16 protein-coding genes are annotated in these 20,597 nt (G+C 71.7%); 4 read left to right on the forward strand and 12 right to left on the reverse strand.

Features of this window, described 5'->3' with window-relative positions; genetic code table 11:
• Positions 1–51: 51 nt before the first annotated feature.
• The 7 genes from H7827_RS02435 to H7827_RS02465 all read right to left on the reverse strand — a co-directional run bounded on the left by H7827_RS02435 (position 52) and on the right by H7827_RS02465 (position 7,133).
• Positions 52–846, reverse strand: coding sequence for an ABC transporter ATP-binding protein (locus tag H7827_RS02435; protein ID WP_046725176.1), 795 nt, complete (start codon positions 844–846; stop codon positions 52–54).
• On the reverse strand, positions 839–1,753 hold the full coding sequence (locus H7827_RS02440) for an ABC transporter permease (RefSeq protein WP_432742277.1): 915 nt from the start codon (positions 1,751–1,753) through the stop codon (positions 839–841). Before H7827_RS02440 ends, H7827_RS02435 begins: the two co-directional genes overlap by 8 nt.
• 84 nt (positions 1,754–1,837) lie before the next feature.
• Entirely contained in the window at positions 1,838–2,683 is an 846-nt protein-coding gene (locus H7827_RS02445; protein WP_432747922.1) for a glycosyltransferase family 2 protein, read from the reverse strand.
• A gap of 47 nt (positions 2,684–2,730) precedes the next feature.
• The gene (locus tag H7827_RS02450) at positions 2,731–3,516 is read right to left on the reverse strand and encodes a CDP-alcohol phosphatidyltransferase family protein (RefSeq protein WP_200362877.1); all 786 of its coding nucleotides are present in this window, start codon (positions 3,514–3,516) and stop codon (positions 2,731–2,733) included.
• The gene (locus tag H7827_RS02455) at positions 3,494–4,555 is read right to left on the reverse strand and encodes an iron-containing alcohol dehydrogenase family protein (RefSeq protein WP_200362878.1); all 1,062 of its coding nucleotides are present in this window, start codon (positions 4,553–4,555) and stop codon (positions 3,494–3,496) included. The genes H7827_RS02450 and H7827_RS02455 overlap by 23 nt, the downstream gene beginning before the upstream one ends.
• Positions 4,543–5,295 (reverse strand): sugar phosphate nucleotidyltransferase, encoded by a 753-nt coding sequence (locus H7827_RS02460; RefSeq protein ID WP_030731531.1) that lies wholly within the window; start codon positions 5,293–5,295, stop codon positions 4,543–4,545. Before H7827_RS02460 ends, H7827_RS02455 begins: the two co-directional genes overlap by 13 nt.
• The gene (locus H7827_RS02465) at positions 5,292–7,133 is read right to left on the reverse strand and encodes a DUF5941 domain-containing protein (RefSeq protein WP_432747923.1); all 1,842 of its coding nucleotides are present in this window, start codon (positions 7,131–7,133) and stop codon (positions 5,292–5,294) included. The genes H7827_RS02460 and H7827_RS02465 overlap by 4 nt, the downstream gene beginning before the upstream one ends.
• Positions 7,134–7,343: 210 nt before the next feature.
• Here H7827_RS02465 and galE point away from each other — a divergent pair, with 210 nt between their 5' ends.
• The 3 genes from galE (at position 7,344) to idi (ending at position 10,040) form a co-directional block, all read left to right on the forward strand.
• Positions 7,344–8,315: a UDP-glucose 4-epimerase GalE gene (galE, locus tag H7827_RS02470; RefSeq protein ID WP_432742280.1), complete on the forward strand. Its 972-nt coding sequence runs from the start codon at positions 7,344–7,346 to the stop codon at positions 8,313–8,315.
• A 146-nt stretch (positions 8,316–8,461) separates the two neighbouring features.
• On the forward strand, positions 8,462–9,403 hold the full coding sequence (locus H7827_RS02475) for a cation diffusion facilitator family transporter (protein ID WP_375878062.1): 942 nt from the start codon (positions 8,462–8,464) through the stop codon (positions 9,401–9,403).
• Between the two features lie 67 nt (positions 9,404–9,470).
• Positions 9,471–10,040 carry an isopentenyl-diphosphate Delta-isomerase gene (idi, locus tag H7827_RS02480; RefSeq protein ID WP_030731519.1) on the forward strand — a complete coding sequence of 190 codons (570 nt, stop codon included), beginning with the start codon at positions 9,471–9,473 and terminating at the stop codon, positions 10,038–10,040.
• 9 nt (positions 10,041–10,049) lie between these two features.
• On the opposite strand, the gene H7827_RS02485 is transcribed toward idi, so the two are convergent.
• The gene (locus tag H7827_RS02485; RefSeq protein WP_030731516.1) at positions 10,050–10,517 is read right to left on the reverse strand and encodes an ATP-binding protein; all 468 of its coding nucleotides are present in this window, start codon (positions 10,515–10,517) and stop codon (positions 10,050–10,052) included.
• A 288-nt stretch (positions 10,518–10,805) separates the two neighbouring features.
• On the opposite strand from H7827_RS02485, the gene H7827_RS02490 reads away from it, so the two are divergent.
• Positions 10,806–12,572: an ABC transporter ATP-binding protein gene (locus H7827_RS02490; RefSeq protein WP_386541559.1), complete on the forward strand. Its 1,767-nt coding sequence runs from the start codon at positions 10,806–10,808 to the stop codon at positions 12,570–12,572.
• A 92-nt stretch (positions 12,573–12,664) separates the two neighbouring features.
• Here H7827_RS02490 and H7827_RS02495 read toward each other — a convergent pair whose 3' ends face one another.
• From H7827_RS02495 to H7827_RS02510, 4 genes are all read right to left on the reverse strand, one after another.
• Complete coding sequence (locus H7827_RS02495; RefSeq protein ID WP_432742283.1) at positions 12,665–14,275, reverse strand: ABC-F family ATP-binding cassette domain-containing protein; 1,611 nt, start codon at positions 14,273–14,275, stop codon at positions 12,665–12,667.
• 298 nt (positions 14,276–14,573) lie between these two features.
• Positions 14,574–15,545, reverse strand: coding sequence for an acyl-ACP desaturase (locus H7827_RS02500; protein ID WP_200362889.1), 972 nt, complete (start codon positions 15,543–15,545; stop codon positions 14,574–14,576).
• Positions 15,546–15,762: 217 nt separating this feature from the next.
• A complete protein-coding gene (locus tag H7827_RS02505) occupies positions 15,763–18,222 on the reverse strand; it encodes a Tex family protein (RefSeq protein ID WP_432742285.1) in 2,460 nt (819 codons plus the stop codon).
• A gap of 103 nt (positions 18,223–18,325) precedes the next feature.
• Positions 18,326–20,587, reverse strand: a complete 2,262-nt coding sequence (locus tag H7827_RS02510) for an MMPL family transporter (RefSeq protein ID WP_432742287.1) — start codon at positions 20,585–20,587, stop codon at positions 18,326–18,328.
• Between the last annotated feature and the right edge of the window lie 10 nt (positions 20,588–20,597).

Below are 20,597 nucleotides of genomic sequence, written 5' to 3' on the forward strand. Positions count from 1 at the left end.
GGCGCGCACGGGCGCGGCCCCGGACACGCGGTCCGGGGCCGTGCCGGGACGCTACTTTCCGGTCTCTTCCTCGTAGGCCTTCATGACCTGGTCGGTGGGACCGTCCATGACGAGTTCGCCCTTCTCCAGCCACAGCACCCGGTCGCAGGTGGACCGGATGGACTTGTTGTTGTGGCTGACCAGGAAGACGGTGCCGGCCTGCTGGCGCAGTTCGCGGATGCGGGCCTCGGAACGGCGCTGGAACTTCTTGTCGCCGGTGGCGAGCGCCTCGTCGATCATCAGGACGTCGTGGTCCTTGGCGGCGGCGATGGAGAACCGCAGCCGCGCCGCCATGCCCGAGGAGTAGGTCCGCATGGGCAGGCTGATGAAGTCGCCCTTGTCGTTGATCCCCGAGAAGTCGACGATGCCCTGGTAGCGCTCCTTGATCTGCTCGCGCGTCATGCCCATGGCGAGCCCGCCGAGCACCACGTTGCGCTCGCCGGTCAGGTCGTTCATCAGGGCGGCGTTGACGCCGAGCAGGGAGGGCTGGCCGTCGGTGTAGACGTGGCCGGTCTCGGTGGGCAGCAGCCCGGCGATGGCGCGCAGCAGGGTGGACTTGCCGGAGCCGTTGGAGCCGATGAGGCCGATGGCCTCACCCCGGTAGGCGGTGAAGGTCACCCCGCGTACGGCGTGCACCTCGCGGACCCGCGAAGAGGGCTCGCGGCGGATGATGCGGCGCAGCGCGGCGGTGGCGTTGCCCTTGTTCCCGCCGCCGTAGACGCGGTAGACGATGTGCACGTCGTCGGCGATGACGGTGGGAACGCGCTCCAGCTCGTCCGCCGGGAGGGGGGTTGGGTTCTCAGCCACGGCCGTACCGCTCCTCCGCCTTCCAGAAGTACACGAAGCCGCCGATGCCGAACAGCAGCGCCCAGCCGAGGGCGTACGCCCAGGTGAGGCCGGGGATGCCACTGTACTGGGGGCTGTCGATCAGGGCGTAGCGGATGAGGTCCATGTAGACCGCCGCGGGGTTGACCTCCATGATGTCGGCCGCCCACATCGGGATCGAGTCGTTGCGCTCGATCATGGCGCGCAGCGGGAACATGACGCCCGAGGCGTACATCCAGGTGCGCAGCACGAACGGCATCAGCTGGGCCATGTCCGGGGTGTGGCTGCCGAGCCGGGCGAAGATCATGGCCAGACCGGCGTTGAAGAAGAACTGGAGGAACAGGGCCGGGAAGATCAGCAGCCAGTACCAGTTCGGGTAGTGCCCGAAGCCGATGGTGATGACGGCGAGCACGATCATCGAGTACAGCAGTTGCTGGAGCTGCTGGAGGGAGAAGGCGATCGGAAGGGAGGCCCGGGGGAAGTGGAGCGCTCGGACCATGCCAAGATTGCCCGAGATGGACTTCACTCCCGACATGACCGAATTCTGCGTGAAGGCGAAGACAAAGACACCTGCCACCAGAAACGGAATGTAGTCCTTGGTGCCCATACCGCCACGGGCTTCCAGGATGATGCCGAAGATCAGGAAGTACACCAGGGCGTTCAGCAGCGGCGTCGCCACCTGCCACAGCTGCCCGAGCTTCGCCTGGCTGTACTGGGCCGCGAGCTTGGCCCGGGAGAAGGCGGTGATGAAATGCCGCCGGGCCCACAGTTGCCGCACATAGGCGGGCAGGGAGGGCCTGGCGCCGCTGACGGCCAGACCGTGTCTGGCCGCCACTTCTGCCAGCGGAACGGCGCGTGGGGGCGCGCTGGCGCGCGTGGTCTCACTCAACGTTGAAACTTTCGTCCTCGCAGGGCACAGACGTATGGGATCCGGGGGTGAGCCGACCCCTGGATGGTCTCAGACCCGAGCTTGTCAGATGACGGGAGGTCGGCCCAGCCGGGTCAGGCGCCATACCGTACGCCACCGCATCGGCCGCCGGGACCCGGCGGGGGTACGCCAGCCCTCGGCGAATCCGCCGAACCACGCCTTGAGCGCGCCCCAGGAGGGCCGGCGCAGCAGGGTGAGCAGCATCCACACGCCCAGGTAGACCGGGATCAGGAGCAGCGGCAGATTCCGCCGGGCCAGCCAGACCCGGTTCCTGGCCACCATGCGGTGGTAGTGGGCGTGCCGGGACGGGGCGGTGGTGGGGTGGTGCAGCACCAGGTCGGCGCGGTAGTCGATCTGCCAGCCCGCGTCCAGGGCGCGCCAGGCCAGGTCGGTCTCCTCGTGCGCGTAGAAGAACTCGTCCGGCAGGCCGCCGACCTGGGCGAACACCTGGGTGCGCACGGCGTTGGCGCCGCCGAGGAAGGTGGTGACCCGCGAGGAGCGCAGCGGGTCGGAGGCGCGCAGCCGCGGTACGTGGCGGCGCTGGGTGACGCCGGTGTCCGGGTCGGCGATGCGGAAACTCACGATGCCCAGCCGCGGGTCGGCGGCGAAGGCCTCCCGTACCGCTTCGGCGGTGCCGGCGTCCGGAAGGTGCCCGTCGTCGTCCAGGAACAGCAGGATGTCCACGTCGCCGCCGCCGGGGCCGAAGGCCTCGATGCCGACGTTGCGCCCGCCGGGGATGCCCAGGTTCTCCGGGAGCTCCACGCTGCGCACGCCCTCGGGCAGCCCGGTGACGGGGGCGCCGTTGCCGACCACCACGGTCTGGACGGGGGCGCCGTCCTGGGCGGCGACCGAGTCCAGCAGCGCCCGCAGTTCCTCGGGCCGGGTGCCCATGGTGATGATCACGGCCCCGACGGTGAGCTGCGCGGTGCCCACGGCGCTCACCGCAGCCTGCTGGAGGCCAGGATGGACACCAGGTGCAGCAGCGTCTGGACGACCGCGATCGCGGCCAGCACGGCCACGCCGAGGCGGGTGAAGAACAGGTCGCCGCGGATCAGGTCGGCGACGGCGACGGCGAGGATCAGCAGCGACGCCTCGACGCCGCCCACCAGCCGGTGGAACTTCAGCGCGGCGGCGGCCTTGCGGGCCAGCGCCAGGCCGGAGGAGCGGGGGGTGGCGGCCTCGTCCTTGACGGCGGGCAGTCCGCTGCGGGCGCGGGCGACGTCCACCAGGTCCGTCTCGGCCTTGATGAGGATGGCGCCCAGCGCGGCGACGGTGCCGATGAAGGCCCACAGCCAGTTGGCGCTCTGGCCCTCGACGCCGAAGACGTCGGCGGCCCGTACCCCGAAGCCGACCAGCAGCGCGGCCTCGGCCAGGTAGTGGCCGACCCGGTCCAGGTAGACGCCGGTGATGGAGGTCTTGGCGCGCCAGCGGGCGACCTCGCCGTCCACGCAGTCCAGCAGCAGGTACAGCTGGATGAGCAGGGCGGCCAGCAGCGCGCCCGCGATGCCCGGCACCAGCAGGACGGCGCCGGCGGCGACACCGGCGACGACCATGAGGTACGTCAGCTGGTTGGGGGTTATCCGGGTGTTGACCAGGTGCCGGGTCCAGCGCAGCGAGATCTCCCGCATGTACAGGCGCCCGGCCCAGTGCTCTCCGCTGCGCCGGTCCTTGACCCCTTCGGGGTGCACGACCGGGCGGAGTTCAGCTACTGATGGTTTTGACATAGTCGGCGTAACGGTCCCGGATCTCGTCGGTGGTCAGGTCGAGGTGTTCGAGGATGGTGTAACGGCCCGGCCGGGTCTGCGGAGCGAACTCCACGGCCCGGACGAATTCTTCGGTGCTGAAGCCGATCTCGTCGGGGAGGACCGGCAGCCCGTGCCGCCGCAGCACCTCGGCGATCAGGGCTCCCTCCTCGACGGCGCCGCGCAGGTGCATGGCGAAGGCGGCCCCGAGGCCCACCTGCTCGCCGTGCGGCGCGGAGCGGTGCGGGTGGAGCAGGTCCAGGGCGTGCGAGATCTCGTGGCAGGCGCCGGAGGAGGGGCGGCTGTGCCCGGCGATCGACATAGCGATGCCGGAGAGCACCAGGCCCTCGGAGAGCACGGTGAGGAAGCCGTCGTCGCCGCAGCCGGCCGGGTGGCGCAGGACGGCCTGCCCGGCCTGCCGCGCCATGGCGGCGGCCAGCCCGTCGATCTGCTCGCCGGTCTCGCGGTGGGCCAGTTCCCAGTCGGCGATGGCGGAGATGTTGGACAGGGCGTCGCCGATGCCCGAGCGCACGAAGCGCGCCGGGGCGTCCCGGATGACGTCGAGGTCCACCACGATGGCGATCGGGGTGGGTACCCCGTAGGAGCCGCGCCCGGCGTCGTTGTCGAGGGTGGAGATCGGGGAGCACAGGCCGTCGTGGGCGAGGTTGGTGGCCACGGCGACCATGGGCAGCCCGACGCGCGCGGCGGCGTACTTGGCGGCGTCGATGATCTTGCCGCCGCCGAGGCCGACCACGGCGTCGTAGTGTCCGGCCTTCATGGCGTCGCCCAGCGCCACGGCGGCGTCCAGGGTGCCCCCGGCCACCTCGTACCAGTCGGCGCCCGGCAGATCGGCCTCCAGGCGCGCGCGCAGGGCGGCGCCGGAGCCGGAGCTGATGGCGACGGCGAGCCGGCCGGACGGGGAGATCCGCTGGTCGGCGAGGAGACCGGCGAGGTTGTCCAGGGCGCCGGCCCGGATGTCGACGGAGACGGGTGAGGGGATGAGGCGGGTCAGTAGTGGCATGCGATCTCCCGTCCGCGGGCGAGATCGTCGTGGTTGTCGATCTCGACCCAGCTGACCTCGCCGATCGGCGCGGTGGACAGGGTGATGCCGCGGTCGGCCAGCTCCTGGTAGCCGTCCTCGTAGTACAGCTGCGGGTCGCGCTCGTAGGTGACCCGCAGGGCGTCGGCGAGGTCGGCGGCGGCCTCCGGTTCGATGAGCGTGACGCCGATGTACTCGCCGGTGGCGTCCTGCGGCGGCATGAGCTTGGTGATGCGCCGCACCGCGCCCGCGGCGTCGGTGATGACCTTCATCTCCTCGTCGGCGAGCTTCTTGACCGTGTCCAGCGCCAGGATGATGTGGCGGCCGGGGGCACGGGAGGCGAGCAGGGTCTTCTCGACGGAGGCCGGGTGCACGGTGTCGCCGTTGGCGAGGATCACGCCCTCGCTGATGATGTCGCGGGCGCACCACAGGGAGTAGGCGTTGTTCCACTCCTCGGCCTTGTCGTTCTCGACCAGGGTGAGCTTGACGCCGTAGCGCCGCTCCAGGTCGGCCCTGCGCTCGTACACGGCTTCCTTGCGGTAGCCGACGACGATGGCGGCGTCGGTGAGGCCGACCTCCGCGAAGTTGGCGAGGGTGAGGTCGAGGACGGTTCTGGAGTCCGCCGTGTCGGGTGCGACCACCGGCACCAGGGCCTTGGGCAGGGTGTCGGTGTAGGGGCGCAGACGCCTTCCGGCGCCGGCGGCCAGCACGAGGCCGATCATGCGGGTTCTCCTGTCTCATCGTGTACGGCGGGTGCGGCGGAGGAGATCCAGAAACGGATGCTCTCCGCCAGCACCAGCAGCGCGAGGGCCCCCGCGAGGACCGTCAGCGCGAGGGTGAAGGTGTCGGTGCCGGTGAACGCGGCGGCTGCCGCGACCACCAGCAGGGTGCGGCCCTCGTGGCCGCCGGCCGCGCGCACCAGGGCGCGCGGGGGTGCCCCGGCGCCGCCGCGCAGCCGGTAGACGGTGTCGTAGTGGTGGTAGGCGACCGCGGCCAGCAGGCCGAAGGCGGCGGGCAGGGCGCCGGGGCTGTCGCTGCGGGCGGCGAGGATCAGCACCGCGCCGTACTCCCCCGCGCGGAACAGCGGGGGCAGCAGCCAGTCCAGCGGGCGGGTCAGCGGGGCGGCGGTGGCGCGGCCCGCGCACAGCGCGTAGAAGGCTGCCGCGCCGAGTGCGGCCCAGCCGCCGGCGACGCCGGGCAGCAGGAGTATGCCGATCAGCGCGACGGTGCCGAGCCCGGCCCACAGCGGGGCACTCAGCGCGCCGCCGGCCCCGGGCAGGGGCAGGCGGGCGGCGGCCTCGGCGAGCGGGCCGTTGTCGGTGAGCCCGGCCAGGGCGCGGGCCGCGTCCTGGCCGCCGGTGGCCTTGCGGCGGGAGCGCAGCAGGCGGCCGGCGGTGGTGTAACAGGCGGCGAAGCTACCGGCGGCCATCAGGACGATCAGGGTGATGCGGGGGGTGGTGAGCGCCGTGAGCACGGCGATCAGGGCCCAGCGTTCGCCGATGGGCAGCACGATCATGCGGCGGGCCCACACGGTCCAGCCGATGGAGTCCAGCCGGCCGGAGAGCGCGGCGGCGGGGCTGGAGGCGTTTGCGGAACCGGTGCCGGTGGTGGCGGCGTTGGCCTCGTTGAAGGAGAAGTCGACGATGTGGCGGCAGGTCTGGAGGATCATGGCGCCCAGCGCCAGCGCCCACACGTCCTCGCCGCCGCGGGCCGCCCCGAGGGCGAGGCCGGCGTAGTAGGCGTACTCCTTGGCGCGGTCGAAGGTGGCGTCCAGCCAGGCGCCGAGGGTGGAGTACTTGAGCGCGTAGCGGGCGAGCTGGCCGTCGGTGCAGTCCAGCACGAAGGAGAGCAGCAGCAGCGCGCCGGCCGCGACGAAGCCGGCGCGGGTGCCGGTGGCGGCGCAGCCGGCCGCGATGAGCGCGGTGAACAGGGAGGCGGTGGTGACCTGGTTGGGGGTGAGGCCGCGCCGGGCGCACCAGCGGGCCAGGTAGCGGGAGTAGGGGCTGACCAGGTGGGTGGTGAAGAAGCCGTCGCGGGACTTGACGGCGGAACGCAGCCGGACCGCTTCCTCGTCGGTGGCGGCGATGGCGGCGGCGGCCGTGGCGCGTTCGTCGTCGGTGCGGGGCACGGCGGCGGTGAGCGGGCCCAGTTCGGGGCGGTGCACGGCGCAGCCGGCCTCGGCCAGCCGCTCGGTGAGGGTGTCGACGAGGATGTCCCGGTCCTCGTCGGCGGTACCGGCGCCGGTACCGGCGGGCACCTGGGCGCTTGTACGCTCGACGGCGGCGGCGAGGGCGCCGCGGGCCGCCGCGGTGACGGTGAGCGCGCCGGGCACGGCGGCGGCGGTGAAGCGCGGGTCGGTGAGTGCCAGGCGCAGGCTGTGCCGGTGTCCGGCGAAGCGCGGGTCGATCAGGGCGACGCGTTCACCGGGTGCGATGTCCGCGAGGACGGCGCCGAGCGCGGTGGTGCCGCCGGCCACCGTGACGGTGAATCCCAGCGCGGTCAGGTCGGCTCCGAGCACAGACCCGGGAACGGGCGGACCGGTGAGAATCGCGGTCGACAGCTGAACTCACTCCTTGAGGGGGCAGAACCCGCTTGCGTACGGGCTGCACGAGGGCAGAGATTATCCGATCGCCATCGTGCGGCAAGCATGGCGTCGTGGTCAGGAAACCCCGAGTTCATCCAAGAGGCAAAACCGGCGCCGGTGATGACACTACGCGACAGTGCGGCTACGGTACGCACGGCGTGTGGCGGGCCGGATAGGCTGGCGATCATGACCTGGCTGATCACCGGCGGAGCCGGTTACATCGGGGCACATGTGGTGCACGCCATGACCGCGGCGGGTGAGCGGGTGGTCGTGCTGGACAACTTCTCCACGGGAATGGACGACCGGCTGCCCAAGGGAGTTCCGGTGGGCCGGGGTTCGGTGCTCGACCGGCCGCTGCTGGACCGGGTGCTGGCCGATTACGAGGTCACCGGGGTGGTGCACCTGGCGGCGCGCAAGCAGCCGGGGGAATCGGTGGAGCAGCCGCTGGGCTACTACCGCGACAACGTGCACGGGCTGACGGTGCTGCTGGAGGCGGTGGTGGCGGCCGGGGTGGGGCGGTTCGTCTTCTCCTCCTCCGCGGCGGTGTACGGCACCCCGGACGTGGAGCTGGTGACGGAGGACACTCCGTGCGTGCCGGTGAACCCGTACGGGGAGACGAAGCTGGCCGGCGAGTGGCTGGTGCGGGCGGCGGGGCGGGCGCACGGCATCGCCACGGCCAATCTGCGGTATTTCAACGTGGCCGGGGCGCGCGAGCCGGCGCTGGCGGACACCGGGGAGTTCAACATCATCCCGATGTTCTTCGGACGGCTGACCCGGGGCGAGGCGCCGCTGATCTTCGGCGACGACTATCCGACGCCGGACGGCACGGGGGTGCGGGACTACGTCCATGTCGCAGATCTGGCGGACGCGCACCTGGCGGCGGCCCGGGCGCTGACCGATCCGGGGCGGGACCTGACGGTGAACATCGGCACCGGCACGGGCGCCTCGGTGCGGGAGATCGCCGATCTGGTCGCGGACGTCACGGGGCTGAGGAAGCCGGCGCCCAGGGTGGTCGACCGGCGCCCCGGGGATCCGGCGAAGGTGGTGGCGTCCGTGGCACGGGCCGAGGAAGTGCTGGGCTTCTCCGCCTCGTACTCGCTGACCGAGATGGTGTCCTCCGCGTGGCAGGGCTGGCGGTTCCACCACCCCAAGGCGTAGGAGAAATCCGCAGGTCAGAGCACATGACAACGGTGTTCACCGTCGCGTTGCACATACCCCCCTCCCGTAGTTCACTTGGCGCGTGAAACGCCGGCGGAGAGGCGGCCCACCGGGCTGCCCCGGTCACGTTACGGAGGGTCGTTTCCATGGGAGCGGGACACAGTCACGGGGGGGCGTCCGGTCACGGGCACGGCCGGGGCACGGCCGGCACCGCGTACCGGGGACGGCTGCTGATCGCGCTGCTGATCGCGGTGGTGCTGCTGGTCGCCCAGCTGGTCGGCGCCTGGCTGACCGGGTCGCTGGCGCTGCTGGCGGACGCCGGGCACGTGGCGACGGACGGGGTGGGCATCGCGCTGGCGCTGCTGGCGATCCATGTGGCGAACCGGCCCACCAGTGAGCACCGTACGTTCGGCCTGGCCCGGGTGGAGATCCTCGCGGCGCTGGTGAACTGTGTGCTGCTGCTGGGAGTGGGCGGCTACATCCTGTACGAGGCGGTGCACCGGCTGCGGGAGCCGACCGAGGTGCCCGGCGGGCTGACGATCGTCTTCGGTGTGACGGGTCTGCTGCTGAACCTGGTGTCGCTCTCGCTGCTGATGCGCGGGCAGCGGGAGTCGCTGAACGTGCGCGGCGCGTTCCTGGAGGTGCTGGCGGACACCCTGGGGTCGGTGGCGGTGGTGATCGCGGCACTGGTGATCTGGACCACCGGCTGGCAGCGGGCGGACACCATCGCCTCGCTGTTCATCGCGCTGCTGATCGTGCCCAGGACGGTGAAGCTGGCCCGGGAGGCGCTGGAGGTGCTGCTGGAGGCGGCACCCAAGGACGTGGACATCGCGGCGGTGCGGCGGCACATCATGGATCTGCCGGGGGTGACGGATCTGCACGACCTTCATGTGTGGACGATCACATCGGGCATGCCGGTGCTGTCGGCGCACGTGGTGGTGACCCGGGAGACGCTGGACGCGGTGGGGCACGAGCGGTTGCTGCACGAGCTCCAGGGGTGCCTGGGTGAGCACTTCGACGTGGAGCACTGCACGTTCCAGCTGGAACCGCACGGGCATGCGGCTCATGAGCCCCGTCTGTGCCACTGAGTCAAGGGGCTCCGGCCGCCCGGGATAACCTCGCGGGAAGCACGCGATACAGCCCGAGAAGGTGACCATGCCCGACAGCAAGGACGTAAGTGTGGATCCGATCATGCTGGAGCTGGTCGACGAGGCGGGCCGGACCATCGGCACGGCGGAGAAGCTCGCCGCCCATCAGGCGCCGGGGCAGTTGCACCGGGCGTTCTCGGTGTTCCTGTTCGATCCGGCGGGGCGGCTGCTGCTCCAGCGCCGGGCGCTGGGGAAGTACCACTCCCCCGGAGTGTGGTCCAACACGTGCTGCGGGCATCCGCTGCCCGGGGAGCCGCCGTTCGTCGCGGCGGCGCGGCGCACGGCGGAGGAGCTGGGGGTCTCGCCGGTGCTGCTGCGGGAGGCGGGCACGGTGCGCTACAACCACCCGGACCCCCAGTCGGGTCTGGTGGAGCAGGAGTTCAACCATCTGTTCGCCGGGGTCCTGGAGCAGGAGGTGCGGCCTGATCCCTCGGAGGTCGGTGACACCGCTTTCGTCACGCCGCAGGAGCTGGCGCGCCGGCACGAGCGGGCGCCGTTCTCGGCCTGGTTCATGACGGTGCTGGACGCGGCGCGTCCGGGGATCCGGGCGGTGACGGGGCCGGCCGCCGGCTGGTGAAACCCCTGGTCAGTAGCGGTCCCAGGGCAGTTCGGCCCAGATGATCTTTCCGCCGGCGGCGGTGGCGTCCACGCCGCAGGTGCCGCCGGCCTCGTGTGTGACGATCTTCACCAGCAGCAGTCCGCGTCCGCTGGTGTGTTCGGCCCTGGCCTCCAGGGCCTTGGGCCGGTACGGGTGGCCGTCCTCGACGGCGATCCGGACCCGGCCGGGGGTGAGCGCGACCTCGATGCCGATCTGCGGGGTGAGCAGGGCGGCGTGCCGTACGGCGTTGGTGACCAGCTCGGAGACGATCAGCAGCAGTGAGCCCATCCGGTCGGCGCTCAGCGGGATGTGCCGGCGGTGCAGGAGGTCGCGCACCGCGTGCCGGATCAGCGGTACGGAGGCGTCGACGGGGGCGGCGGTGAGGCGCCAGACGCCCGGATCACCGGACGCGGCGGGGGCGGTGGGGTGCGGCGCGGCACCTGATCGGCTGTCCATCTTTCCGAGTCTTGGCATGTGCCAGCGCGGCATGACCGAATGAGCGCAATTCATAGGATCCTCAGCGGATTCTGACCGCTTCTCTTCATCTCAGCTTGCTTTACGACAAAACCCGGCCGTCACCCGACCGGCCGGGCGCATCGTTGCGCAAAGACCCCAATGAAATACCCCAAAACATCATCAAAGTGACCAAGAGCGCTTGCCATCACAATTTCGGCGACTGTTCGACGGCCAAGGGGGGCAAGGTCCCCGCGACCCATTCCCCCTGGCTTTTGGAGGGCTGCATTCATGGCTCTGCCGCAAGGCCCCCTGGAGCACCGCTATCGGGGTGAACACCCCGTACGGACCCTCGCCTACCTCTTCCGAGAGGACCGGGCCCGGCTGCTGGTCGCCGTGCTCGCGTTCGGCGTCAAGCACTCCCCGGTCTGGCTGCTGCCGCTGGTCACCGCGAACATCATCGACATCGTGGTGGAGCAGCGCCCGATCTCGGACCTGGCCACCAACATCGCGGTCCTGACGGTGGTCCTGTCCCTCAACTATCCGATGCACCTGCTGTACATCCGCTGTCTGTACGGCAGCGTCCGCCGCACCGGCACCGGGCTGCGCTCCGCCCTGTGCCGGCGGATGCAGGAGCTGTCCATCGGCTACCACTCCCGGGTCAGCGCCAGCGCGCTGCAGACCAAGGTCATCCGCGACGTGGAGAACATCGAGACCTCCGTCCAGCAGAGTTCGGACAACGGCCTGAACGCCGTCATGACGCTGGCCGGCGGGCTCGCGGTGATCGGCCTGCGGGTCCCCGCAGCGCTGCCCGCGTTCCTGATCGTGGTGCCGGCCGCCGCCCTGCTGGTCCAGCGACTGCGGGCCAGACTGCGCTCGCACAACGCGCAGTTCCGCCGCGAGGTCGAGCAACTCTCCTCCCGCGTCGGCGAGATGACCTCGCTCATCCCCGTCACCCGGGCCCACGGCCTGGAACGCACCGCGGTCGCCCGGGTGGACGGCTCACTGCGCAACGTGCTCACCGCCGGCCTGCGCCTGGACATGCTCAACGGCCACTTCGGCGCGCTGGCCTGGATCCTGCTGCAGGCCCTGGGCATCGGCTGTCTGGCGCTGGCGGCGCTGGTCGCCTACTACGCCTGGCTGCCGATGACCCCCGGGGACGTGGTGATGCTCTCCACCTTCTTCACCACCCTCACCGCCTCCATGACCGTGCTGATGGGCCTGACCCCGATCATCACCAAGGGGCTCGAATCGGTGCGCTCGCTCGGCGAGGTGCTGGAGGACCCCGACCTGGAGGTCAACGACGGCAAGCAGCGCATCGAGAAGGTCGGCGGCCGCATCGACTTCGAGCGGGTGGGCTTCCGTTACGACACCGAGGGACAGGCGGCCGTCACCGGCTTCAGCCTGTCGGTGGCACCGGGCGAAACGATCGCCCTGGTGGGAGCCTCGGGAGCCGGCAAGTCCACCATCCTCAACCTGCTGATCGGCTTCATCCGGCCCGTCTCCGGGCGGATCACGCTGGACGGCCGGGACATGGCCACCCTGGACCTGCGCAGTTACCGGCGGTTCCTGTCGGTGGTGCCGCAGGAGTCGGTGCTCTTCGAGGGCACCATCCGGGAGAACGTCGGCTACGGCCTGGAGACGGTGGACGAGGAACAGGTGCGCCGGGCCCTGCGGGACGCCAACGCCCTGGAGTTCGTCGACCGGCTGCCCAGCGGTCTGGACACCGTGGTCGGCGAGCGCGGCGCCCGGCTCTCCGGCGGCCAGCGACAGCGTCTGGCCATCGCCCGGGCCCTCATCCGCGACCCGCGCATCCTGGTGCTGGACGAGGCCACCTCGGCACTGGACACCCGCTCCGAGGCGCTGGTGCAGGAGGCGATGAGCCGTCTGATGCGCGGCCGCACCGTGTTCGTGGTCGCCCACCGGCTGTCCACCATCCGCGGCGCCGACCGCATCGTGGTGATGGACCAGGGCAAGGTGCTGGAGATCGGCAGTCACGAGGAACTCATGCGCGGCGGCGGGGCGTACGCGCGGCTCCAGAAGAACCAGCTCGGCTAGGTCCTGTCCGACGCTGCCCGGCAGGCTCCAGGCGGCCGTGGCCGGGGCGGTGGATGGCCCACCGCCCCGGCCGCCGTACGTCCGGGCGCCCCCTACAGCGGGTCGCCCTCCACCAGTTCCTCCCCCTCGGCCCGCAGCCGGCGCGTGATGCCGATCTCCCGCAGGAACGGCAGATCGTGGCTGGCGACCAGCAGCGCGCCCCGGTACGCGTCGAGCGCCGCCGTCAGCCGGCGGACGCTGGCCAGGTCCAGGTTGTTGGTCGGCTCGTCCAGCAACAGCAGTTGCGGGGCGGGCTCGGCCAGCAGCAGCGCGGCCAGCGAGGCACGGAAGCGCTCGCCCCCGGACAGACTGCCCGCGATCTGATCGGCCCGCCCGGCCCGGAACAGGAACCGCGCCAGCTGGGCACGGATGCGCTGCCCCGGCGCGCGCGGCGCCAGGCGCCGCACGTTCTCGTACACGCTGAGCGTGTCGTCCAGCACATCCAGCCGCTGCGGCAGGTAGCGCAGCGGCACATGCACCCGCGCCTCGCCCGAGAGCGGGTCCAGTTCCCCGGTGATGGTGCGCAGCAAGGTGGTCTTACCCGATCCGTTGCCGCCGGTCAGGGCGATCCGTTCGGGGCCGAGCACCTGGAGATCGACGCGGGCGCCGTGCCGCGGCACCAGGTCGGCCAGGGTCAGCACCCGCCGCCGCGCCGGTACCTCGGTGGCCGGCAGTTCCACGCGGATCTCGTCGTCGTCCCGGACGGCGGACTCGGCCTCCTCCAGGCGCTCCCGGGCGCCGGCGAGCCGGTCCTCGTGCAGGGTCCGGGTGCGGCCCGCGGTCTGCTGGGCCTGGCGTTTGCGGCCACCCACCAGGATCTTCGGCAGGCTCCCGCTCCGCGCCGTCCGGCGCCCGGCCGCCGCCCGGCGGGCCAGCTTCTCGTGCGCCTCGACGAGTTCGCGCCGCTGCCGGCGTACATCGGCCTCGGCGGCCCGCACCATCCGCTCGGCGGCCTCCTGTTCGACGGCGACCGCCGCCTCGTACGCCGAGAGGGTGCCGCCGAAGCGGACCACCTCGCCGTCCCGCAGATCCGCGATCTCATCGACGCGTTCCAGGAGTTCCCGGTCGTGGCTGACCACGACCAGGACCCCGTGCCAGGCGTCGACGGCCGCGTACAGCCGTTCCCTGGCCCGCAGGTCGAGGTTGTTGGTGGGCTCGTCCAGCAGCAGGACGGCGGGGCGGCGCAGCAGCAGGGCGGCCAGCCGCAGCAGCACGCTCTGGCCGCCGGAGATCTCGCCGACCGTACGGTCCAGGCCCACGTCGTGCAGGCCGAGTTCGTCCAGGACGGCCCGGGTGCGTTCCTCGATGTCCCAGTCGTCGCCGACCACCGCGAAGTGCTCGGGGGCGGCGTCGCCGGACTCGATGGCGTGCAGGGCGGCACGCGTTCCCTCGATGCCCAGCACCTCGTCGACCGGGCGCGAGGTGTCCAGGGTGAGGTCCTGCGGCAGGTATCCGATGTCGCCCGCGGCGCGTACGGTGCCGGCCGCCGGGCTGAGTTCGCCCGCGATCAGCCGGAGCAGCGTGGACTTGCCGGAGCCGTTCACGCCGATCAGCCCGGTGCGGCCGGGGCCCAGCGCCAGGTCGAGGCCGTCGAAGAGGGGGGTGCCGTCGGGCCAGCCGAAGGTCAGCCCGTGGCAGGTGATGTGTGCGGTGGTGGGGGCCATGCCGGTCTCCCGGTGTTCGTCGATGAGAGGGGTCGCAGCTCATCGGGACACCGGGGCCGGTCAGGGCCGTCGATGGGTGATCGGATGCGTGGGAGGCGTGTGGTACGGGCCGCTCACTTCCGAGGTCGCACACGTGACGCGGCGCGCCGTACGGGCAGTGCTGCCGTACGGGCCGACGGGCTCACGGTGTCCCAGACCTCAGATGCGCAACGGCCTCTCCCCTCGCCGACGACAAGGCCGTCATCGAGCGTACGGGGGCCGGCGGGGACCGGGCAACCGTATTCCCGCCGTGCGCGCGTCAGCCGTTCTTGCGGGCCGCCTGGCGGGCGAGACGGGCGGCGAGCCGCTCGTCGAACTTGCGGGCCTCGGCGTCCAGGCCGTTCATGTACATGCCCACCTCTTCCTGGGCGCGCTGCCCCTCGGGGCCCAGGCCGTCCACCTCCATGACCTTCAAGAAGCGCAGCACCGGCTGGAGCACGTCGTCGTGGTGGATGCGCATGTTGTAGATGCCGCCGAGCGCCATGCGGGCCGCGGCGCGCTCGAAACCGGGGATGCCGTGGCCGGGCATCCGGAAGTTGACGACCACGTCACGCACGGCGCACATGGTGCGGTCGGGCGCCAGCTCGAAGGCGGCCCGCAGCAGGTTCCGGTAGAAGACCATGTGCAGGTTCTCGTCGGTGGCGATCCGCGACAGCATGCGGTCGCAGACCGGGTCGCCGGAGTGGTGTCCGGTGTTGCGGTGCGAGATCCGGGTGGCCAGCTCCTGGAAGGCCACGTAGGACACCGAGTGCAGCATCGACTCGGGGTGGTCGAACTCGAAGCCCTCGGACATGTGCTGCATCCGGAAGTTCTCCAGCTCCACCGGGTCCACGGCGCGGGTGGTGAGCAGGTAGTCCCGCATCACGATGCCGTGCCGGCCCTCCTCCGCGGTCCAGCGGTGCACCCAGGTGCCCCAGGCGCCGTCCCGGCCGAAGAGTGTGGCTATCTCGTGGTGGTAGCTGGGGAGGTTGTCCTCGGTGAGGAGATTGACCACCAGCGCGGTGCGCCCCACGTCCGTGACCTTCGACTGCTCGGGCGCCCACGGCTCGCCGCCGAACGGCCCGTCGAAGTTCCGTCCCTCGCTCCAGGGCACGTACTCGTGCGGCATCCAGTCCTTGGCGACGGCGAGATGGCGGTTGAGCTCCTTCTCGACGACTTCCTCCAGGGCGAAGAGCAGGCGGGCGTCGGTCCACGTGTCCTTGAGGGAGATGTGGTCGGAACTCAGTGTCACAAGGGCTCCAAGAGCGGCGGGGTCGGGGATGTACCTACGAGACCGTAGGTTACGGTACCGTAAGTTATTTCCCTCCCCGTGACAAGCTCGGTTACCATCCGTGCATATCTCATGACTTCTTGGCGCAAAAAGGGGCGAGGACCCGGGATTCGACCTCCCGGGCCCTCGCCCTGTGCGCTGTGCCGCCGCTCCCGGTACGGGGGCCGTGCGGCGCGGGTCAGCGGCCCCGGCCGCCCCGCCCGCCGTTTCCGCCCCCGCTGCCGTTCCCGCCGCCGAGCAGCCCGGCGCGGCGCAGGGCGTCGGCCATGGCACCGTTGGCGGGCTGTGCCGCCGGCGCGGCGCCACCGCGGCCCTGACGCGCCCCGGCACCGCCCTGCCGGCCACCCCGGCCACCCCGCTGCTCCCCCTGACCACCGCGCCGGTCGCGCTGGCGCGGGGCGCCGGCACCGTCCCGCTCGGCGCGCCCGCCGCCGGCCGGCCGCTCCTCGTCCAGGCGCAGGGTCAGCGAGATCCGCTGCCGCTTCACATCCACGTCCAGGACCTTGACCCGGACGATGTCGCCCGGCTTGACCACCTCGCGGGGGTCGGAGACGAACTTGGCGGACATCGCCGAGACATGCACCAGACCGTCCTGGTGGACGCCGACATCGACGAAGGCGCCGAAGGCGGCGACGTTGGAGACCACGCCCTCCAGCACCATGCCGGGCTCCAGGTCGCCGATCTTCTCCACGCCCTCCCTGAAGCGGGCCGCGCGGAATTCGGGGCGCGGGTCGCGCCCCGGCTTCTCCAGCTCGCCCAGGATGTCGGTGACGGTGGGCAGGCCGAAGGTGTCGTCCACGTAGTCCGCGGGCCGCAGCCCGCGCAGCGCGGCGCTGTCACCGATCAGCGCGCCGACCTCCTTGCCGGTCTCGCGCACGATGCGGCGCACCACCGGATAGGCCTCGGGGTGCACCGCCGAGGCGTCCAGCGGGTCCTCGCCGTCCCGGATGCGCAGGAATCCCGCGCACTGCTCGAACGCCTTGGGGCCGAGCCGGGAGACGTCCTTGAGGGCCCGGCGGCTGTGGAAGGGGCCGTTGGTGTCGCGGTGGGCCACGATCAGTTTGGCGAGGGTCCCGGAGACGCCCGAGACCCGGGACAGCAGCGGCACGGAGGCGGTGTTGACGTCGACGCCGACGCCGTTCACGCAGTCCTCGACCACCGCGTCCAGGGAGCGGGAGAGCTTCACCTCGGACAGGTCGTGCTGGTACTGGCCGACGCCGATGGAGCGCGGGTCGATCTTCACCAGCTCGGCGAGCGGGTCCTGGAGCCGGCGGGCGATGGACACGGCGCCGCGCAGCGAGACATCGAGGTCGGGCAGCTCCTCCCCCGCGTAGGCGGAGGCCGAGTAGACGGAGGCGCCCGCCTCGGAGACCACCATCTTGGTCACCTTGGCCGGGGCGAGGGCGGAGATCAGCTCGCCGGCCAGCTTGTCGGTCTCGCGCGAGGCGGTGCCGTTGCCGATCGCGATGAGTTCCACGCCGTGCTCGGTGACCAGGGTGCCCAGCCGGGCCAGCGCCTCGGTCCAGTTGCGGCGCGGGGCGTGCGGGTAGACCGTGTCGGTGGCCGCGACCTTGCCGGTGGCGTCGACCACGGCGACCTTCACGCCGGTGCGCAGGCCCGGGTCCAGGCCCATGGTGGGGCGGGTACCCGCGGGGGCGGCGAGCAGCAGGTCACGCAGGTTGGCGGCGAAGACGTCGACGGCCTCGTCCTCGGCGGCGGTGCGCAGCCGGGTGCGCAGGTCGATGCCGAGGTGCACCAGGATGCGGGTGCGCCAGGACCAGCGAACGGTCTCGGCCAGCCAGGCGTCGCCGGGGCGGCCCCGGTCACTGATGCCGAACCGGTGGGCGATGGCCCGTTCGTAGGCGCTGGGGCCGTCCTGCGCCGGTGCGGCGTCGGCGGGCTCGGGGTCGAGGGTGAGATCGAGGATCTCCTCCTTCTCGCCGCGCAGCATGGCCAGGACCCGGTGCGAGGGCAGCTTGGTGAAGGGCTCGGCGAAGTCGAAGTAGTCGGCGAACTTGGCGCCGGCCTCCTCCTTGCCCTCGCGGACCTTGGCCACCACCCGGCCGGTGGTCCACATCTTTTCGCGCAGCTCACCCAGCAGGTCGGCGTCCTCGCCGAAGCGTTCGGTGAGGATGGCGCGGGCGCCGGTGAGGGCGGCTGCGGCGTCGGGGACGCCCTTGGCCTCGTCGGTGAACGCGGCGGCGGCCGCCTGCGGATCGACGGTGGGGTCGGCCAGCAGCGCGTCGGCCAGCGGTTCGAGGCCGGCCTCGCGGGCGATCTGCGCCTTGGTGCGGCGCTTGGGCTTGTAGGGCAGGTAGATGTCCTCGAGCCTGGCCTTGGTCTCGGCGGCGTTGATCCGCTGCTCCAGGGCGTCGTCCAGCTTGCCCTGGCCGCGGATGGACTCCAGGATCGCCGCGCGGCGTTCCTCCAGCTCGCGCAGATAACGCAGCCGTTCCTCCAGGGCGCGCAGCTGGGCGTCGTCCAGCATGCCGGTGGCCTCTTTGCGGTAGCGGGCGATGAACGGCACCGTGGAGCCGCCGTCCAGCAACCCCACCGCGGACGTCACCTGCCCCTCCCGTACGCCCAGTTCCTCGGCGATCCTGCTCTCGATGGACCTGCCCGCCACGGACTGTGTCACGTCTCACGCTCCGCTTTCCCGGCGCGCTCTGCGCCGCGCTGTGCATTGTGGCAGGCGGCGCCGACACTCGGGCCGCCTGCCACGCGCGGAGCGCTGAACCGTTTTACGGCACGGCCGCCTCGTGGGTCTTCGTCCCGTCCCGGGGTGCGCCGAGGCGCTGTTGCAGCTTCTCGCCCTCCACGTCCACGTCGGGCAGGGCCCGTTCCAGCCAGGAGGGCAGCCACCAGGCGGACCGGCCGAGCAGGCCCAGGACGGCGGGCACCAGCGTCATCCGCACGACGAAGGCGTCGAAGAAGACGGCGATGGCCAGCCCGAGGCCGATCATCTTGACCATGGGTTCGGTGGAGCCGACGAACCCGGCGAAGACGCTGATCATGATGATGGCGGCGGCGGTGACGACCCGGGCGCCGTGCCGGAATCCGGTGACGACGGCCTCGCCGGGGCTCTGGCCGTGGACGTACGCCTCGCGCATCCGGGTGACCAGGAACACCTCGTAGTCCATGGCGAGTCCGAAGACCACTCCGACCAGGAAGATCGGCATCAGGCTCATCACCGGGCCGGTCTCCTCGACGCCGAACAGACCGCCCAGCCAGCCCCACTGGAAGACGGCGACGACGGCACCGAGGGCGGCCAGCACGGACAGCAGGAAGCCGAGAGCGGCCTTGAGCGGCACCAGCAGGGAGCGGAAGACGAGGATCAGCAGCAGGAAGGCGAGGCCGACGACGAGGGCCAGGTAGGGCAGCAGGGCGTCGTTGAGCTTGTCGGAGACATCGATGCCCATGGCGGTCTGGCCGGTGACCAGCAAGGTGGCGCCGGTGTCGGCGCGCAGTTGCCCCGCGCCGTCCCGGATGGCCGTCACCAGGTCCTCGGTCTCGGTGCTCAGCGGCTTGGAGGACGGGATCACGGTGAGGATGGCGGTGGAGCCGTCCTCGCTGAGCACCGGCTCGGTGACGAGGGCGACATCGTCCAGGCCCTCGATGGTGGCCCTGGCGCGCTCGGCGGCGGCGCTGACGTCCCCGTCGGCGTCCTGGCCGTCGACGGCCACCATCAGAGGGCCGTTGAAGCCGGCGCCGAAGGATTCGGCGAGCAGGTCGTAGGCGCGGCGCTGGGTGGTGTCGGTGGGCTGGGTCCCGTCGTCGGGCAGGCCCAGTTCCATCCTGGTGGCGGGCAGCGCGAGGGTGCCCAGGCCGACGACGGCGACCAGGAGGACGGCGAGCGGGCGGCGCAGCACGAAGCGGGCCCAGCGGGTGCCCATGTTGGGACGCGTGGCCGCCGGGCCGGGGTCCGTTGCGCCCGTGTCGCCCGTGGTGCCGGTGCCGGTGGTGTCCGGAGCCGCCGGCCGGTCGCGGGTGCGCCGGGGCAGGATGCGGTCCCCGGCGAAGCCGAGCAGCGCGGGAATCATGGTGATGGCGATGAGGACGGCGATCAGTACCGAACCGGCGGCGGCCAGACCCATCTTGGTGAGGATGGGGATGTTGACCACGGCGAGCCCGGCCAGCGCGATGATGACGGTGAGCCCGGCGAACACCACGGCGGAGCCCGCGGTGCCCAGCGCCCGTCCGGTGGCCTCCGGGTGGGAGTGGCCCTCGGCGAGTTCGGCCCGGTAGCGGGAGACGATGAACAGCGCGTAGTCGATGCCCACGGCGAGGCCGAGCATCATCGCCAGGATGGGGGTGGTGCCGTCGAGGCCGAGCGGGCCGGTGAGCGCGGTGATGGTGGCCACGGCGACGCCGACCCCGATCAGCGCGGTGAGCAGTGGCAGTCCCGCGGAGATGAGGGAGCCGAGGGTGATGACGAGGACGACGGCGGCCACGGCGACCCCGATGACCTCGGTGATGCCGGTGGCGGGGATCTGGAGGAGGGCGTCGCCGCCGATCTCCACGGTCAGCCCGCCGGCCCGTCCCGCCTCGGCGGCGCCCTCCAGCGCGTCGCGGTCCGCGTCCTCCAGTTCCAGGCCCTTGACCAGGTAGGAGACCTGGGCGTACGCGGTGGTCCCGTCCTCGCTGATGGCCTGGGACTCGTACGGGTCGGCGACGTTGGCCACCAGGTCGGATCCCGAGCGCAGGTCGGCGACCAGGTCCTGGACGGCGCTGCGGTGGGCGGGGTCGGTGATCAGTTCGCCTTCGGGGGCGCGGATCACGACGCGAGCGGTGGCTCCGTCGGCGCCGGAACCCGGGTAGCGCTCGTTCAGCAGGTCGAACGCCTGCTGTGCCTCGGTACCGGGGATGGTGAACTCGGTCGAGCCGGGTTCGGAGTTGGTGGCGGCGCCGGCGCCCGCGAGGCCGAGCAGCACCACCCACAGCAGCACGATCCAGCGCCGCCGTACGAAGGAGAAGCGGCCCATTCTGTAGAGGAAAGTCGCCATGATGCGGGGG

It is taken from the genome of Streptomyces sp. JH002 (assembly GCF_050916115.1).
Taxonomy (GTDB): domain Bacteria; phylum Actinomycetota; class Actinomycetes; order Streptomycetales; family Streptomycetaceae; genus Streptomyces; species Streptomyces xiamenensis.

What these genes read in the sequence shown, in the direction of transcription:
- H7827_RS02510 (WP_432742287.1), bottom strand. Translation starts at nt 20,587, where the DNA reads ATGGCGACTTTCCTCTACAGAATGGGCCGCTTCTCCTTCGTACGGCGG.
- H7827_RS02475 (WP_375878062.1), top strand. Translation starts at nt 8,462, where the DNA reads ATGGGAGCGGGACACAGTCACGGGGGGGCGTCCGGTCACGGGCACGGC.
- galE (WP_432742280.1), top strand. Translation starts at nt 7,344, where the DNA reads ATGACCTGGCTGATCACCGGCGGAGCCGGTTACATCGGGGCACATGTG.
- H7827_RS02460 (WP_030731531.1), bottom strand. Translation starts at nt 5,295, where the DNA reads ATGATCGGCCTCGTGCTGGCCGCCGGCGCCGGAAGGCGTCTGCGCCCC.
- H7827_RS02450 (WP_200362877.1), bottom strand. Translation starts at nt 3,516, where the DNA reads ATGTCAAAACCATCAGTAGCTGAACTCCGCCCGGTCGTGCACCCCGAA.
- H7827_RS02495 (WP_432742283.1), bottom strand. Translation starts at nt 14,275, where the DNA reads ATGGCCCCCACCACCGCACACATCACCTGCCACGGGCTGACCTTCGGC.
- H7827_RS02485 (WP_030731516.1), bottom strand. Translation starts at nt 10,517, where the DNA reads ATGGACAGCCGATCAGGTGCCGCGCCGCACCCCACCGCCCCCGCCGCG.
- idi (WP_030731519.1), top strand. Translation starts at nt 9,471, where the DNA reads ATGCCCGACAGCAAGGACGTAAGTGTGGATCCGATCATGCTGGAGCTG.
- H7827_RS02445 (WP_432747922.1), bottom strand. Translation starts at nt 2,683, where the DNA reads ATGGGCACCCGGCCCGAGGAACTGCGGGCGCTGCTGGACTCGGTCGCC.
- H7827_RS02455 (WP_200362878.1), bottom strand. Translation starts at nt 4,555, where the DNA reads ATGCCACTACTGACCCGCCTCATCCCCTCACCCGTCTCCGTCGACATC.
- H7827_RS02490 (WP_386541559.1), top strand. Translation starts at nt 10,806, where the DNA reads ATGGCTCTGCCGCAAGGCCCCCTGGAGCACCGCTATCGGGGTGAACAC.